At 45.0% G+C, this 16,319-nt stretch carries 13 protein-coding genes; 7 read left to right on the top strand and 6 right to left on the bottom strand.

What is annotated here, in order from left to right:
• Positions 1–252: 252 nt before the first annotated feature.
• The 5 genes from AAEO56_RS14530 to AAEO56_RS14510 are packed head-to-tail and all read left to right on the top strand — an operon-like array spanning position 253 to position 4,142.
• Complete coding sequence (locus AAEO56_RS14530; protein ID WP_341697785.1) at positions 253–882, top strand: ABC transporter ATP-binding protein; 630 nt, start codon at positions 253–255, stop codon at positions 880–882.
• Complete coding sequence (locus AAEO56_RS14525) at positions 879–2,225, top strand: FtsX-like permease family protein (protein WP_341697784.1); 1,347 nt, start codon at positions 879–881, stop codon at positions 2,223–2,225. The genes AAEO56_RS14530 and AAEO56_RS14525 overlap by 4 nt, the downstream gene beginning before the upstream one ends.
• A complete protein-coding gene (locus AAEO56_RS14520) occupies positions 2,218–2,706 on the top strand; it encodes a hypothetical protein (RefSeq protein ID WP_341697783.1) in 489 nt (162 codons plus the stop codon). The genes AAEO56_RS14525 and AAEO56_RS14520 overlap by 8 nt, the downstream gene beginning before the upstream one ends.
• Positions 2,706–3,395 carry a YjjG family noncanonical pyrimidine nucleotidase gene (locus AAEO56_RS14515; protein ID WP_341697782.1) on the top strand — a complete coding sequence of 230 codons (690 nt, stop codon included), beginning with the start codon at positions 2,706–2,708 and terminating at the stop codon, positions 3,393–3,395. Before AAEO56_RS14520 ends, AAEO56_RS14515 begins: the two co-directional genes overlap by 1 nt.
• 3 nt (positions 3,396–3,398) lie before the next feature.
• Positions 3,399–4,142, top strand: a complete 744-nt coding sequence (locus tag AAEO56_RS14510; RefSeq protein ID WP_341697781.1) for a hypothetical protein — start codon at positions 3,399–3,401, stop codon at positions 4,140–4,142.
• A gap of 85 nt (positions 4,143–4,227) precedes the next feature.
• Here AAEO56_RS14510 and AAEO56_RS14505 read toward each other — a convergent pair whose 3' ends face one another.
• Positions 4,228–5,505, bottom strand: coding sequence for a replication-associated recombination protein A (locus AAEO56_RS14505; protein ID WP_341697780.1), 1,278 nt, complete (start codon positions 5,503–5,505; stop codon positions 4,228–4,230).
• 131 nt (positions 5,506–5,636) lie between these two features.
• Between AAEO56_RS14505 and AAEO56_RS14500 the strand changes: the two genes are divergently transcribed.
• Both AAEO56_RS14500 and AAEO56_RS14495 read left to right on the top strand, forming a co-directional pair.
• Positions 5,637–6,419 carry a rhomboid family intramembrane serine protease gene (locus tag AAEO56_RS14500; RefSeq protein WP_341697779.1) on the top strand — a complete coding sequence of 261 codons (783 nt, stop codon included), beginning with the start codon at positions 5,637–5,639 and terminating at the stop codon, positions 6,417–6,419.
• A 162-nt stretch (positions 6,420–6,581) separates the two neighbouring features.
• Positions 6,582–9,320 carry a fibronectin type III domain-containing protein gene (locus AAEO56_RS14495; protein ID WP_341697778.1) on the top strand — a complete coding sequence of 913 codons (2,739 nt, stop codon included), beginning with the start codon at positions 6,582–6,584 and terminating at the stop codon, positions 9,318–9,320.
• 165 nt (positions 9,321–9,485) lie between these two features.
• Here AAEO56_RS14495 and rlmB read toward each other — a convergent pair whose 3' ends face one another.
• The 5 genes from rlmB to AAEO56_RS14470 form a co-directional block, all read right to left on the bottom strand.
• Positions 9,486–10,220 (bottom strand): 23S rRNA (guanosine(2251)-2'-O)-methyltransferase RlmB, encoded by a 735-nt coding sequence (gene rlmB, locus AAEO56_RS14490; protein WP_341697777.1) that lies wholly within the window; start codon positions 10,218–10,220, stop codon positions 9,486–9,488.
• A gap of 62 nt (positions 10,221–10,282) precedes the next feature.
• Positions 10,283–10,792, bottom strand: a complete 510-nt coding sequence (locus tag AAEO56_RS14485; protein ID WP_341697776.1) for a lipid-binding protein — start codon at positions 10,790–10,792, stop codon at positions 10,283–10,285.
• A 12-nt stretch (positions 10,793–10,804) separates the two neighbouring features.
• Entirely contained in the window at positions 10,805–11,569 is a 765-nt protein-coding gene (locus AAEO56_RS14480; protein ID WP_341697775.1) for an immunoglobulin-like domain-containing protein, read from the bottom strand.
• 10 nt (positions 11,570–11,579) lie between these two features.
• The gene (locus AAEO56_RS14475) at positions 11,580–13,064 is read right to left on the bottom strand and encodes a SusD/RagB family nutrient-binding outer membrane lipoprotein (protein ID WP_341697774.1); all 1,485 of its coding nucleotides are present in this window, start codon (positions 13,062–13,064) and stop codon (positions 11,580–11,582) included.
• 10 nt (positions 13,065–13,074) lie between these two features.
• Positions 13,075–16,224: a SusC/RagA family TonB-linked outer membrane protein gene (locus tag AAEO56_RS14470; protein WP_341697773.1), complete on the bottom strand. Its 3,150-nt coding sequence runs from the start codon at positions 16,222–16,224 to the stop codon at positions 13,075–13,077.
• Positions 16,225–16,319: the final 95 nt, after the last annotated feature.

Raw genomic sequence — 16,319 nt, 5'->3', positions numbered from 1 at the left:
ATGCACGTAATAACAAAACGTATTTACATAGAAATGGAGGAGTTGCAGTCCGAAATGGGTCCAATTTGTGCCGCGGTATAAATTTTCCCTTAATTTGATGCTGTTTTTAAAAAAACGATGCTTCATCCGCTGCGTTGTAATAATTATGTTGTTCGTTTTTTTGGCACCGGCCGCTTTACGCTTTGCGTTAACACTATTGCTGTTTTGTAATTGCCTTAATTTCGTTAACTTGCAGGGCATATAACCATTTGCATGATCAGCACAAAAAACATACGCTTTTCCTATGGGAAAGGCACCGATTTCAATTTTCCCGACATCGCTGCTTCTGGCGGTTCAAGCCTCCTGATAACAGGTGGTTCCGGCAAGGGAAAAACCACACTGCTCCACCTTTTGGGTGGCCTGCTTCGTCCGCAGCAGGGCGAAGTGATTATTGAGAATACCAATATCGCCACGCTTTCAGAGAAAAAACTCGACCATTTCCGGGGCAGGAACATTGGGCTTGTATTACAACAGGCATATTTTGTTGCATCGCTCAATGTGCTCGAGAATGTAGTACTGGCGTCGTGGCTGGCTACAGGAAAGCAGGCGACCCAAAAAGCGAAAGAACTTTTAGCGCAGCTTGGCCTTACAGAACATCTTCATAAGCTCCCTACGCAACTAAGTATCGGACAGCAGCAACGGGTATCTATCGCAAGGGCGCTCATCAATGAGCCGAAACTGCTTTTGGCCGATGAGCCTACGTCCAGCCTTGACGACGAGAATGCCTTCAAGGTGGCTGATATGCTCGATTCGCTTGCAAAGCAATACGGAACCGCACTGGTTATTGTTACCCACGACCAAAGGCTTAAAGACCGTTTTCCTAACCAAATCTCCCTGTCATGATCACTAAAATAGCCTGGAAAAATATTTGGTTCAAGCCGCTTAATACCGCCCTCAGCATTATATTACTTACCGCGAGCGTAGCCATTATAACATTGCTCATCTTGTTGGAGGAACAATTTGAAAAGAAATTCAGTGATAATATTGATGGTATCGACCTGGTGCTTGGTGCACAGGGAAGTCCGTTGCAGTTAATACTCTCATCGGTTTACCAGGTGGATGCCCCGACGGGTAACATCGATTATACCGAAGCAAAAAAATGGATGAAAAACCGTATGGTGGAAACTGCCATCCCCTTAGCTTTTGGTGACAACTACAGGGGCTTCCGTATTGTGGGTACTACACACGATTACCTAACGAAATACGGCGCTAAAATAACCGATGGAAAACCATTCGAAAAGAATTTTGATGTAGTTGTTGGAAGTGCCGTCGCTGAAAAAATGAAATTGAAAGTAGGAGATAAGTTCTTCGGTTCCCACGGTGATTCTGCCGAAGGAGAGCTGCACGAAGATCACGCCTATATAGTGACAGGTATCGCTTCATCAACAGGAAAAGTGGTCGACAACCTTATACTTAGCAATATCCAAAGCGTATGGGCAATGCACGACCATGAGCATGCTGAAGGAGAAGAAGGACATGACCATGAAGGTACTGCCGAGGAGGCGCATGACCATGACCAGCACGACCACGCAGCCGAAGAAGGGGTGGAGCATCACGATGAAGATGGCCATGACCACGATGCCGTAGCCACTACCGAACATGGCCATGACCATAAAGAAGTACAGATAAGCGAGGAAGGCAAAGAGATCACGGCAGTGCTGGTAAAATTCCGTAGCAAAATGGGTATCGTAACCTGGCCGCGCCTTATTGCACAAAATACAAAAATGCAGGCAGCATCGCCGGCTATAGAGATCAACAGGTTGTTCACGCTGTTCGGTATCGGGCTGGATGCGCTGCAATATCTTGCATACGGCATCATGCTTATTAGTGGTATCAGCATATTCATTGCGTTGTACAATACATTAAAAGAGAGAAAATATGAATTTGCCCTGCTTCGCGTTAATGGTGCAAGCCGCCTGCAACTGCTTTCGCTGGTGCTTATAGAAAGCCTGCTTTTGTGCGTTACCGGGTTCATCTTTGGAACGATTGTTGGTAGGATAGCGTTAAGCCTGATATCCGGCTCGTCTGAAGATGAATTTAAAATGTCCTTTAATCCCTTCGAGTTTGTATGGGAAAAAGAGGGATATTTATTTCTGCTCACTATCTTTGTGGGAATTTTAGCGGCGGTTATACCGGCTGTAAAAGCATACGGATTAAATATTTCAAAAACACTTGCAAATGCGTAAGACATTTTTCATTGCAGCACTTTTACTGTCAGGATTTTTCCTGGCCTCTGTTGGTTCGCCTTCTGATAATAGCGCTATACAAAAGAACACTACTGCTCCCGTTTCCGACACCCTTACATGGAAGCTGCTGGGCCAGATAAAATACATCAAAAAGCCAAGCGCCGATTATCCCGAAGGAGTGATGTATCCGGTGGTGAATACTACTCTTAAGGCAAAAAATAAAAAGCAGGTAATAATGAGCGGCTTTATTATTCCTATTGACAACAAAAATTACGCATTGAGCAAAAATGTATTTGCATCATGCTTCTTTTGCGGGCAGGCAGGTCCGGAAACCATTATGGGCCTCCACTTTAAAAACCCGGCAACGAAACTGAAAACCGACCAGTATGTTACTATCACGGGCACATTCAGGTACAATGATTCGGATGTCGACGATTGGATCTACCACGTAGATAATGCTGTTATTACAAAAGGCAACTAATGAGGATAGCCGGTAAAAAAGCTGTTTTTTTCGACCTCGACCACACACTTTGGGACTTCGAGAAAAATTCTGCAATCACATTCAGGACTATTTTTGCAAAGCACAATCTAAATTTAGACCATGAAAGGTTTATAGAGTTGTATGTGCCTATAAACGAGAGGTACTGGAAACTTTTCCGGGATGCCCTTATCACGCAGGAAGAACTGCGATACGGCAGGCTGAAGGCGGGCTTTGACGCAATTGGGTTTGAAGCAAATGACGAATTGCTGCACACAATTGCCACCGAATATATCAGGCAGCTGCCCGAAAGCAACCACCTTTTTGAAGGTGCTATAGAAATACTGGAATACCTGAAGCCGAAATACAGCCTTCACATCATCACAAACGGTTTTCATGAAGTACAGGCAGGAAAACTGAAGAATTCCAATATCGAACATTATTTTGAAACCATAACCAATTCGGATATGGCGGGCTGCAAAAAGCCACACGCCGGTATATTCGAATATGCCCTAAAGGCTGCCAATGCGGAGAAGGGCCATAGCATCATGATAGGTGATTGCATTGAGGCCGATGTGCAGGGCGCAATAGATTTTGGCCTTGACGCTATTTATTTTAATGAATTCAGGAAAGAGGCGCACCCCTCAGTAACACAGGTCCACCATTTGCTGCAACTTAAGGATTTACTTTAAATTATGAAAAAAACACTACTGCTGCTTTCGATGCTATTATCGGGCGTTTGCTTTTCGCAAAATATAAACGATTATAAGTACATGGTCGTTCCGGTGAAATTTGATTTCCTGAGAGAGGAAAATAAATACAACCTGAATACGCTTACAAAAATAATGTTTGAAAAATACGGCTTCGTGACCTACATGTCAGACCAGAAATTGCCTGATGAAGTAGCGCTCAATAAGTGCAAAGCGCTATATGGTACCTTAGAATCCGATTCAGGGGTATTGAGTACTGCCCTTTATGTAACCATTAGGGACTGTGACGGAAAGGTTGTGTTTAAATCGCAAAGAGGCGTAAGCAAGATAAAAGATTTTAAGCAGGCTTATTATGACGCCCTGAGGCAGGCGGCTGGGTCGCTTGAATCACTTAATTACCAATATTCGGGTAATGATATTGTGACTGTTGCCAATGAAATGAAATCAACGCCAACCCAGGATGCTATGCCTGTAGAGAATAGTGTTGCAAAGCCGGTTGAAGTTAGTAACCAAAGCCAGCTTTTTGCACAGCCAATTGCTAATGGTTACCAACTGGTTGACATGACGCCAAAAGTGGTACTGAAAATGTATAAGACGTCACAACAGGATAATTATACAGCACAGGGAGATGGTAAAAATGGTGTTGTATTCAAAAAAGGCAACGAATGGTTTTTTGAATATTACCAAAATGATAAACTGGTTTCCGAGAAGCTGAATATTAAATTTTAAGTTATAAAGTCATAAAGTTTAAAGTTGTAAAGTCAAGATTGCAGGACTTTGAAACTTTCGACTTTGAAACTTTGCAACTTCTCAATCAATACCCATACTTCCCTTTCCACCTTCTCTTTAAAAATTCCCTGTCGGCATTTTCGCGGCTGGTATTACCGGGTTCGTAAAAAGCGGTATTGCTTATAGCGTCCGGCAGGAATTCCTGCTCGGCAAAATTATTGTCGAAGTCATGTGCATATTTATAATCGTCGCCGTAACCTAATTCCTTCATCAGTTTCGTTGGTGCGTTGCGCAGGTGCAGCGGTACGGGCAGGTCGCCGGTTTGCTTTACTATGCTTTGCGCTTTACCAATAGCCATATAGGTGGCGTTGCTTTTAGGTGATGTTGCTAAATAAACCGCACACTGGCTTAATATGATGCGTGATTCGGGATACCCTATGGTTGAAACTGCCTGGAAAGCATTATTCGCCAAAATAAGCGCGGTAGGGTTGGCAACGCCAATATCTTCAGAGGCAAGTATAAGCATCCTGCGTGCAATGAACTTCAGGTCTTCGCCGCCTTCTATCATTCGTGCCAGCCAGTACACCGCCCCGTTAGGATCACTCCCCCGCATCGATTTTATAAAGGCTGAAATTATATCATAATGCTGCTCGCCGGTCTTGTCATAAAGCACAGTATTCTTTTGTGCCAGCTGCATCACTCTATCATTGGTAATTTCGATACTGTCACCTTCGCTGGCATTTACCACAAGCTCAAAAATATTCAGGAGCTTTCGGCCATCACCACCCGAAAGCCTAAGCAGTGCCTCGGTTTCTTTTAGATTAATATCTTTGGTCTTTAGCATGGCATCTGCTTCCATGGCACGGTGCAGCAATGCTTCGAGGTCTTCTCTTGTAAAAGGATTGAGCACATATACCTGACATCTTGACAATAAGGCGGGGATCACCTCGAAGCTCGGATTTTCGGTTGTAGCGCCTATCAGTGTTACCCATCCTTTTTCTACGGCCGCCAATAGCGAATCCTGCTGCGACTTGCTGAAGCGGTGGATCTCATCGATAAACAGGATCGGGTTTTTAGCGGTGAACAAACCCCCGCTCTGCTTGGCTTTATCAATAACCTCGCGTACGTCTTTTACTCCTGCGTTGATTGCACTCAGCACATAAAATGGGCGATTACTTTCCTGCGCCATTATCTGTGCCAGCGTAGTTTTCCCGGTGCCGGGTGGCCCCCATAATATCAGCGACGGGATAATGCCCTTCGCTATTTGGTGCGTCAGTGAGCCGTCAGGACCCACAAGGTGCTGCTGGCTTATGTATTCGGATAAATGCTGCGGGCGTATGCGTTCGGCTAAAGGTGCTTCCATAGCGTAAAATTACGGATTATTGATTTATTTTCTAATAAAGGAATTGCCAAATAGGGTTAAAACAATAGTTATTCGACTCTGACAATTTAACAGGAAAATCTTTTTGGTTGTGTTTTTGACATAACTACCACATGGATGATAACCAGTTTAAATTTTCCCCGTCGGTACTTGCGTGGCCTTTGTATTTTGTGCTTACGCTGTGGATAGTATATTGGGCGGAAGTGAAATTTGGCATCTACCTTAACGATTACGGCATATTGCCACGCACACTAAGCGGACTTCGTGGAATTGTTTTCAGCCCATTCCTTCACGGAAGCCTGGAGCACCTTTATAATAACTCCATACCCCTTTTGGTGTTAATTGCTGCGCTGCGTTATTTCTACAGGGAACAATCGTTTCAGGTTATTGCCTACGGTATTTTGCTTTCGGGATTCTTTACCTGGCTCATAGGCCGCGAATCGTACCACATAGGCGCAAGCGGACTTATTTATGTGCTTGTCAGCTTTATTTTTTTTAAAGGCATACAAACAGGCTATTACCGGCTTGTGGCGCTTTCGCTGTTGGTAATAATGCTGTACGGCGGCATGATATGGTATGTATTCCCTGATGCCGGAGAGCAGGATATATCGTGGGAAGGGCATTTGGGCGGTCTTGTCACAGGGCTGCTTTTTTCAAAAATATATAAGACACCCGATTATAAAAAGGAACTGGTTTATCCATGGCAGCAGCCCGGTTTCGATCCGAAACAGGACCCTTTCATGAAACGTTTTGATGAGCATGGCAATTTTGTAAATCCACCAAAACCGGAAGATATTGAAGTCGTGGATTATGAGATACTGAGCCCGCCACAGCTTCCGCCGGTGATTTACAACTATGTTATTGTTCCTGATAAAAACGGGGAGAATACCTATTAAAATTTTTTCTGAGTCCTGAAAGCCCTTTTGATGTTAAATGAATAAAATTTAACACAGGGCGCTTTTTATTAGCATTGGCGGTTAGTAAACATAAATACTACTTAATAGCCTTCTTTTTCATTCGGGATACTTTTGTGCCTATTAATAAAACACACAACATCCATGAAAAAGTTCTATTTATTCCTCATGGTGCTTTGTGGTATAGGTGTAAAGGCCCAAACTTTATTCCCGTACCTCCAGGCGCCATCGCAAACTTCCATTTATGTCAACTGGAAGACATCGTCCAATCCCGAATCCGTAGTGGAATATGGCGCTGCGGCCAATGCGCTTACCAACACGGTAAACGGTACCAACACCATTATGTCGGACACGGGCTACCCGGCCAACTATTTTTACCACACCGTGCAGGTAACGGGGCTTACTGCCAACACCAAGTACTATTACCGCATCAGGACAGGCAATGAAACTTCGGCGGTCTACAGCTTTAAAACGCTTCCGCTTCCGGGCCAGGCTGCAACTGCCGACGGTCACCTGCGTTTCCTGGTGCTGGGCGACAACCAGATGCGCAACGAACCGAGGTTCGACTCGCTGGTTTCGGCTGCCAAAAGGAAAATTGCCGAAAAATGGGGTGCCGCAAACGACCCTGCCGATAATATTGCCCTTACAGTAATGGTGGGCGACCAGGTAGATGTGGGTACCCTTGACCACTACGAGAACGTACACTTTAAAAAGAACAAAGGGTTGTCCGGCTACCTGCCTATCCAAACGCTTGTGGGCAACCACGAAACCTACGGTACTCTAGCCATGCAGGCCTACTATGACCACTACATCCTCGACGGTATGTCGTACCAGGGCATAACATCAGGTACCGAGAATTACTACGCCAACCAGGTGGGTAACACCCTGTTCATCGCAATGGATACCGAGCATACCGGTGCAGCACAGCTGGCCTGGGTAGCCCAGGTTGTAGAAGCTGCCGATAATGATGATACGGTAGACTGGATCATTTCCCTTGGCCACAGGCCTTACCAGGCAGAGCAGTATGTGGGCGACATTTCGCCATGGGTGCGCAACAACGCCATGCCATTGCTTACCGCTTCATCCAAACACATATTGCACATAGGCGCGCACCACCACCTGTACCACAGGGGGCAGCTTAAAAATACGCCAACATACCAGATCATTTCCGGCGGTGTGGCATGGGACCAGTACTGGGGCATGGCCGTGGAGGAGAATTTTGACGACGTGCAAAAAACGATTTCCAACTGGATTTACCAGATTATCGATATTGATGTGAACAACGGCACGTTTGATGTGGAAGCCTACTCTATAGGCAGTGTGTACCAATGGAAAAATAACCAGCTGATGGATGAATTCCACCGCTACCTTGGCCTGGAATCACCAACACAGCCGCAAATAATCAATGAGCTGACGGGCAACGACGTTGAGCTGCCGCTTACCCTTCAGACAACGCCGTATGCTACAGAAAGCAACCAGGAACTGAACTCTACACAATTCATGATCGGCAAAACGCAGGATTTCAGCATCGTCGAAAAAGACGTGTACCGTGATTTTGAAGACCTTTTTGGCCCTGTAGGCACACAGGTAGATACAACGGCTAACGTCAACCTGAATGTTGATATAACCAAGCTTACGCTGGCAAACGGCGATATGCCGAACGGCCAGTATTTTGTAAAGGCACGCCACCGCGACCGCAACCTGAACTGGAGCGAATGGAGCGAGGTGAAATCCTTTAATGTGATCAACAGTACATTTGCCAATACGCAAATCCAGCTGGATACATTGGCGTATCTTCCGAATGTGCCGATTATCGTTTCCTTTTCAGACACGCCGGGAAACAATACCGACTGGATAGGCCTGTACCGCAACGACCAAACCCCGGGATCGTCAAGCCCTGCGCAATTGTGGACATATACTGGCGGGCAGGTAAGCGGCACGCATACCTTTACCAACGGGCTTACCCAGCCGGGATGGTATTATGCTGCCCTTTTTGAAAATGACAGCTACACCGAAATTGCCGACAGGATCTATTTTTATGTCGGCCCGAATGTGGTACTTACCACCACCCAGCCGGCATACCAGTCGGGAGAGACAGTTACGGTGAACTTTACCGATGCGCCGCACCTTGCACAGGACTGGATAGGTATTTACAAAGTAGGGCAGGTACCCGGGCAGATTGGCTCAACAGACTGGGATTATGTTACTTCGGCACAGGGAAGCTTTACGTACAGCGGGCTGGCAGACGGCTACTACTATGCACAGTACCTGCTGCAGGACGGCTACAATGCTGTTGGTGAAAAGGCTTTCTTCCAGGTGGGTACAATGATCACACAGCTGGCCATCAACAAAACGGTGTATAACCTGAATGAGAACATTATTGCTACCTGGACTGATGCGCCGGGTATCATCAAGGACTGGATCGGGATTTACCATGAAGGTGATGAACCCAATGTTGATCAGCTGGTAAGCTATACGTATTTTGACGGCCAACCGGAAGGCACAATGGCATTGCCGGACGACAAGCTGCCAACAGAGGCGGGAGGCTACTTTATCGTAATTTTTACAGACGATTCGTATAATGAAGTTTCCAACAGGATCAGCTTCCAGGTGGACAATACTGCCGGGAATCAAGAATGGAAGGGGCAGGACGCGCTGATGGTGTACCCTAACCCGGCAAAAGCAGGAGAGCGTACCTTCATCAAATCGAAGTACCGTATCGACCAGATCGATATGTTCGACATGACAGGCAACCTGTTCTATACCTCCAAAAACATAGAGGACTATAATTTCTCACTGATCAACCAAAGCCTGCCAACAGGAACCTATATCCTGAAGGTACATTCCAACAAAGTATATACAGTTAAGATCATAGTTAACTAGTATAGGTTTACGTTAGTAGTTGTAATGCAACCGGGGCGGCCATTGGCCGCCCCGGTTTTTTATTTAAAACTGAATGATATAGATTAAGGATCTTGCATGATGAGCGAAGCCCGATCTGACCCGAGGGCATAGTCCGAACTGGCGAAGCAATCTATCTTCTGAAATTTAGCCCCTCTGCCTTACTGTTTCATACAAAAAAGCCCCACACGCTACAGATACGTTAAGCGACCCAATTGTCCCAAACATGGGTAGTTTAGCCTTCTCATCAACGATCTTAAGTACCGATGGGTTAATTCCCCTGTCTTCAGATCCCATGATGATGGCCAGCGGTTCGTTTAGCTTTATGTCATAAATGCTGTCTTCGGTCTTTTCAGTGGCGGCAACGGTTTTGATGCCCGATCCCTGAAGGTGGAAAATAGCATCCTTAATGTGCTCTACTTTACAGATAGGCACGTTGAACACCGCACCTGCCGAAGTTTTTACCGTATCACCGTTTACAGGAGCGGACCCCTGCTTTTGTACGATGATCCCATCTACACCGGTACACTCTGCAGTACGGATTATAGCTCCGAAGTTGCGTGCGTCCGACAATTGATCCAGGATAAGGAACAATGGCATCTTGCCGCTTTCCATTACCGTTTCCACTAATGTTTCCAGCTTGTGGAAGGCAATAGGGGCAATGGTGGCAACAGCGCCTTGGTGGTTATTCGGTGTAAGGCGGTTCAGCTTTTCTACAGGCACATATGAGAAATTGACGTTAAGGCGCTTCATCGTTTTCATGAGGTCGCGCATGAGGTCGCCATCGGCATCCTTCTGTATAAAAACCTTGTCTATTTCCTTACCTGAGTTCAGGGCCTCAATGATAGCCCTTATGCCGAATATCTGGTGTTCTTTTTCCATGGGGCAAAGGTATAAAAAAACCACCCCGTTTTGGGATGGTTTTGATAGCAATATTATAAATACTAATATTCATCTTCCTCAAAGCCTGTCCTTCTGGTACCAGCGAAGGTTAGTACAGTCCCCGGGTCATAGTCAAACACAGCCTTAAAATAAATGCTGTCTGTAACAGCGCCGGTTCTGGAACGGCCTGCTCCTTTTAGTATTTTTCCCTCGGTAATGGTCACTACAGAATCATCCGCGGTATTTTCGGCATCTGTAGCACTGAAAGTAAGGTTTTCCAGATCATAGTCAAGCACAGCCTCAGTATACCATCCTGTAAAAGAATCGTCAGAGCCAACCCTGTCGGTGATAACCAGTTCTCCGTTCATGTCATACAATTTATGCAGCGCATGTGCTACATAAACGTTTCCATCGGCATCGGCAATATCAATCCAGAATTCACCATTTAGCTTCTGGGTTTTGGTTCCTCCGGCATCATAATCGGCATATCCATCTTCATCACAGGCTGTAAAGGCAGCAAGTGAGAATACGCCGAGAAGTATAAGTTTTATATTTAATTTTATATTCTTCATAAGAGTTTGCTTTTAAAATTGAACCTGTTCTAATGTTGATACAAAGGTGTAATTAGTGACTGGTGGGGTAGTCTCCCATGATGTAGTAAGTACGAGAGTCTTTGTTACAGGATTAACCTCAAGATCTTCTATTTCCGATGATCCTCCAAAATAAAGATTTGTCTGCGTTCCCGGAAAGCTAAAATCATTGGCAGGAATGTCATTAGCTACAATAATACCACCCGGCGTTTCAGAATCGGCTATTGCACGTGCAAACAGATACCATCCGCCAAATGAGTCGGATACTTCATAAGTACCATCGTCATTTTTCCATATCAGTATATATTCAATATCTGTGTAAGCAGATGCTGGTGAGCCCTGGGACCCATTCCTAAATACCGTTGATGTGTAAAGGCCTTCAATACTGTTAACGAGGTCACCAGTATTGGCAACAATAATTTGCCTTGTTGCAACACCTGCAAAACCATCTTCATTTACAGCTGAATATTCTGCTGTATATATATCAGCGATACTCGTATCTAATGTTCCGGTAAAAACATTGCCGCGGTACCTGCCTACATATTTGACATCTACAGGAACTTCACTATCGCCAATTGTTGCAGTAGCGCCAGGATCAGTAAAGGCTTCTCCTTCATCGAGGAATATAGTTTCGTCTCCTGCAACAGTTATAATAGGGTAATTTGTGACCGTAGAGTGAATCCCTTCATCCGGGCTGCACGAGGTGAAAGCGAGTATTACCGCTATCAGCCCCAATCCTTTTTTATATATATTTTTCATAGTTTTTTATTTATTCTGGTTTTTGATCCCACCACACATTTTCGGTGATAGACGATCTTTGGGTGATGTTCGGGTTCCTGTTCACTTCACTGTCCGGGTAGAACAGGATGCTTGGTATAGTTGTGCCCGGTAGTATGGAAATTGCTGATGGTATGCGGTTTCCTATGGCATAGTCCTCACTGCCTTCCTCTACAACTTCAGGGAATTTTGTCCTTGTCGCTTCTATATACGCCTCAATGTTGTTTACTGAGGCAAGGGCTGCCCATTTCTGGATAATCACCTGCCTTACTGTAGTTTCAACATTGGCGCCAGCCTGGTATTCATAGGCTCCGCCTGCATTTGTAAAGTCTGTAGCAACAGCACCTGTAAGGCCAAAGTCGGCGGTATATGTAGCGAATGAAGCGGCGATGCCTGCATCATATTTCTCTTTCGCTCCTGTTCCACCTGAATAACGGATAAGCGCTTCTGCCTGCAGGAAGTAGCTCTCTGATGCAGTGATAAAGTATACCGGTGTAGTTGGGCCAATATTAGGGCGCGCATATGATATCGCCGTATTGTTAAAGGTGTTACCCGTACCTTGTTGTATAGAAGTGTATGTTCCGGTGTTGCTTGCCCTGAAAGCAGCTTCAAGTCGCGGATCATTATTCTCTACATAAAAGTCATGTATCGTGTTGCTTGCAATATGGTTAACATCACCTAATCCTGTTTGCGAAAGGAACGTTTCATAGAAAGGGTTTCTTTTATCTGCAGATTCGTTAAAGAGTCCAAACTTGGCATCTTCGGTCAATAGGTTTCCTTCAGTAACAAGAGCCAGAGCAGCGGTAGGGTTTGCCTGTGATGTATAGGACATACGAATGTACATTCTAAGTTTAAGAGTATTGGCAAACTGAACCCACTTGTCCATATCACTTTCAAAAATCACATCCTGCAATTTTGCTTCAGATTCGGTAGGGTCTGCCTCATATGCAGCAATTGCTGCATCGATCCTGCTGATTACATCGGCATAAATTTCTTCACCGGGTGTTACAGATGGCGTTATATTGCCTTCCTGTAACGCTTCGGCATAAGGTACATCGCCAAAAAGGTCTACTAATAGCTGGTACGTATAGCCACGCAATACTTCGGCCATAAGTGCTGTAGCAGTGTCACCCGATTCGGCCGATTTATCGGTTACATACTTTAAATCGGTAAGTACACCGGAATACAATTGTGTCCAGGGTGTATTGGCATAAGCCGTGTTGAGGTTGTAGGAGTCGATATTCTCAAACTGGCTTGCACTTGGAGATTGTGTGTAGTACTGCGCGTAAAATCCGCCAAGGTTCGTAAATTCGCCTCCTGCAACCGCCGCCAGTGTTGCCTCGGCAGAGGTAAGCGCAAGGCTTGCGTTAATGTTGGCCGGATAGTTTGGGTCAGTGTTGATGTCCAGTTTTTCATCACACGAGGCTATAAAAAGCCCTGCAATAAAAAGGATTAAAAACTTATTTATATTTTTCATAGTTATTTTATTAGAATGTTGCTTTTAAGCTGAAACCAAGGCTCCTTGTTGATGGGTTAGCGCTAAATTCACCAAACTGCCCGGCAAGGTCGTTACCAAATGTTGAAACCTCAGGGTCGATGAACTGGTTGTTGCTCGGAGTCCACAAGAACAGGTTACGCCCGATTACAGAAAATGTAAGTGACTGTATTTGTGTTCTTTCTAAAATTTTTGAAGGGAACTTATAGCTAAGTACTACCTCACGAAGCTTTACAAATGACTTGTCGATTACGTTGGCACGTGCGTTGGCATCGGCGCGGTAATAGTCGTCCATATATTCCCTTTCAACAGGTGTAGTGTTTGGCGAGTAGGAAACAGTGCCATCATCAGCCACGTTTTTCACTACGGAGTTCGGAACAACAAACGGCTGCCTGTCATTATACATTGTCGTAATGGAGTTACCGGTAAACCTTGTAATATCAGCAGTCCTTGAATACATTAGCCCTCCCTGGCGGATATCGAAGGTAAAGTCAAGCGACAGGCCTTTCCAGCTAAAGTTATTGCCGATACCCATGGTATAATCGTATTGCGTATCGCCATAAATTTGTTTTGTAGAAGCAGCAACAGGTATACCATTAACATCTACAACCACATTTCCGTTAGTGTCTGTTTCAGGAACATATCCTTTAATAAGCCCTACATTCTGTCCTTTTACTGCTAAGTATTCATAGGTGGTAAGGCCCCCCAGGTTTACCTGGTCGATCCTTGGGTCAAGTTCTTCCAGAACACTATTATATTTTGAGTAATTTACACTTGAACTCCAGTTGAATCCGTCAGTGCTCCTTATCCAGTTGATATTGATAAGCCCTTCAAAACCTTTTGTACGAAGCGTACCAACGTTGGCCTGCTGCGAGGTATATCCTGTACTCGGCGCTAAAGGAAGCGCAAGGATCTGGTCTTTGGTCTTGGCATCAAAATAGGTAGCATCGATAGTTATCCGGTTGTTAAAGAAAGATAATTCCGTACCTACTTCAAACTCAGTTTTAACTTCAGGTTTCAGGTCCAGATTTTCCATGCGGTTACCTATCCCGTACGCGTTTATTCCGTTTATAGGGAAGGTAAGATTACCAAAACCCATAAGTACATCGGTCTGGGTATTCACAGCATTAACCTGGTAGGGAAGAGTACCTACACCTACGCTTGCATAACCAACCCTCAGTTTACCGTAGTTCAGTACTTTTTCTATACCACTAAAAGTCCGTGTAAATACCCAGCTCACATTTCCACCGGCATACAGTTTCGACCTGTTTGCTTCCGGAAGGTTGGAGAACCAGTCGTTCCTGAGATTTCCGGTAAGGAAAATCTGGTCATCATAAGAAAGGGTAGCGGTATCATAAAGGCCGTAAAGCTTGTTGCTCGTCATGTTTGTTGCGACAGTTGGGATCTGTGAACTGTTTGCGAGATTGTAAAAGCCCGGTATATCCTGGCTGGCTACCGATGCGCCAAGGCTGCTGTACTGCTCGTCCCAGATATTGAAACCTGCTGTTGTCTGAAGCCTTAGTTTTTCGGCAAGCTCAAAATCGAAATTCATCTGGATATCATGATTTATAAGTTTGGCGTGATTGTAGCTTTCAGCGTAGCTTCCGGGGCCTTCAGTAGTAGAACCGTCATTCGGGCTGCCGGGAGAAGCATCAATACGTGCTGTCCATACTTTGCTTCTTTCAGTAGAAAAGTCCATACCAAAACGATAGGTTGTATTAAACCAGCTGTTGATAGCGTAGTTGAATTCAAACGATCCGTATACGCGCTCCTTGCGGTTTTTTGCGCCATTTTCATTTAGTGTAAAGTAAGGGTTGGCAACCCCGTATGGCGTGTAGTAGTTATCTATGTTGTGAAAGTCGCCTGTATAGTCTGAAAATTCTGAGATAGGGATATCGTTGGGTATCTGCATCAGGTTGTTATAAACAGTTACACCCTGGCCTGTACCTATACTCCTGCCGGCGTTGCTCACATAGTTCATGGTTCCGCTTATGCTGATGTTTTTTACTTTTGAAGTTCCCGAAAGACTCAATACATTCCTCTCAAAAGAGTCGGCATCCGTAGGGTATATACCGTCCTGTTGTGTGTTCGTGTACGAAAGGCGTACCGTGCTGTCGCCGTGTCCTCCGGAAACATTGAATGAATTTATCCTTGAAGTACCGGTCGTGAAAAAGTTTTCAAGCTGGTCTTTCTGGAAAGAGTAAGGCTTTAGTAGCTGGCTGTTGTTTACAACATGGCCCCAAACTCTCGGCAGGCCGTCAAAAGGCGCTCCCCATGATCCGTTTTCTATAAGATAATGCACGCCATCCCACCCCTGTCCGTAAGTAGACTGGTACTTAGGAGTCCTGTTGATCTGGGTAAAGGAAGTGGAGTTGGTATATTCAATTACCATTTTTCCTTCTTTTCCTTTTTTGGTAGTAATGATGATCGCTCCGCCTGCAGCCCTTGAGCCGTAAAGTACCGTTGCAGAGGCACCTTTCAGGATAGTCATGGTCTCAATATCCTGCGGGTTAATGTCAGCCGCTCCATTACCAAAGTCATAGCCGTTAGTCAGGTCAGATGAAGAATTAGCCTGGTCCAGAATAGGCACGCCATCTATTACATAAAGCGGCTGGTTATTCTTTGAAATTGATTTAATACCGCGAATAATGATACTTGATGATGCGCCGGGATCTGTAGAGCTGTTGGAGATAACAACACCTGCCACTTTACCTTTAATAGCATCGGCAATGTTCACCTGCTGCCCCCTGAGGACTTCATCCGATTTAAGAGTGGTGGTTGCGGCACCGATAGAAGATCTTTCCCTGCGGATACCTACTGCAGTAACTACAACGCCTTCCAATTCGGTTGCCGAATCTTTTAGTGTTGGGTTGATAGTGGCAGAAGCAGCCGAAATTTCGGTGGTACCCATCCCGATGTAACTAAATACGAGCACCTGTTGCGGAGTTGCCTGTATCTGGTATTTACCATCAAAATCGGTTTGGGTGCTCGTAGTGGTGCCTTTCACCACTACATTAACCCCGGGGATCGGGAATCCCGCTTCGTCTGTAACAGTACCTGATACTGTCCTCTCCTGTGCAAACGAAATTTGCATCATTAACGCAAAGAGCAGCGTTAATAAAACGTGTAGCTTTGTTTTCATTGAAAAAAATTTGAGTTAGTGTATCAAATATCTGACGAACTATTTACAAAACCAAAAATTTTATGATATAATTTAGAGTTTTAGTAAGATTTTGT

Origin of the sequence: Flavobacterium arundinis (assembly GCF_038289855.1) — a bacterium.
Taxonomy (GTDB): Bacteria; Bacteroidota; Bacteroidia; order Flavobacteriales; family Flavobacteriaceae; genus Flavobacterium; species Flavobacterium arundinis.
Note: the sequence above shows the minus strand (reverse complement) of the source record. Positions and strands in the feature narration are given on the sequence as shown.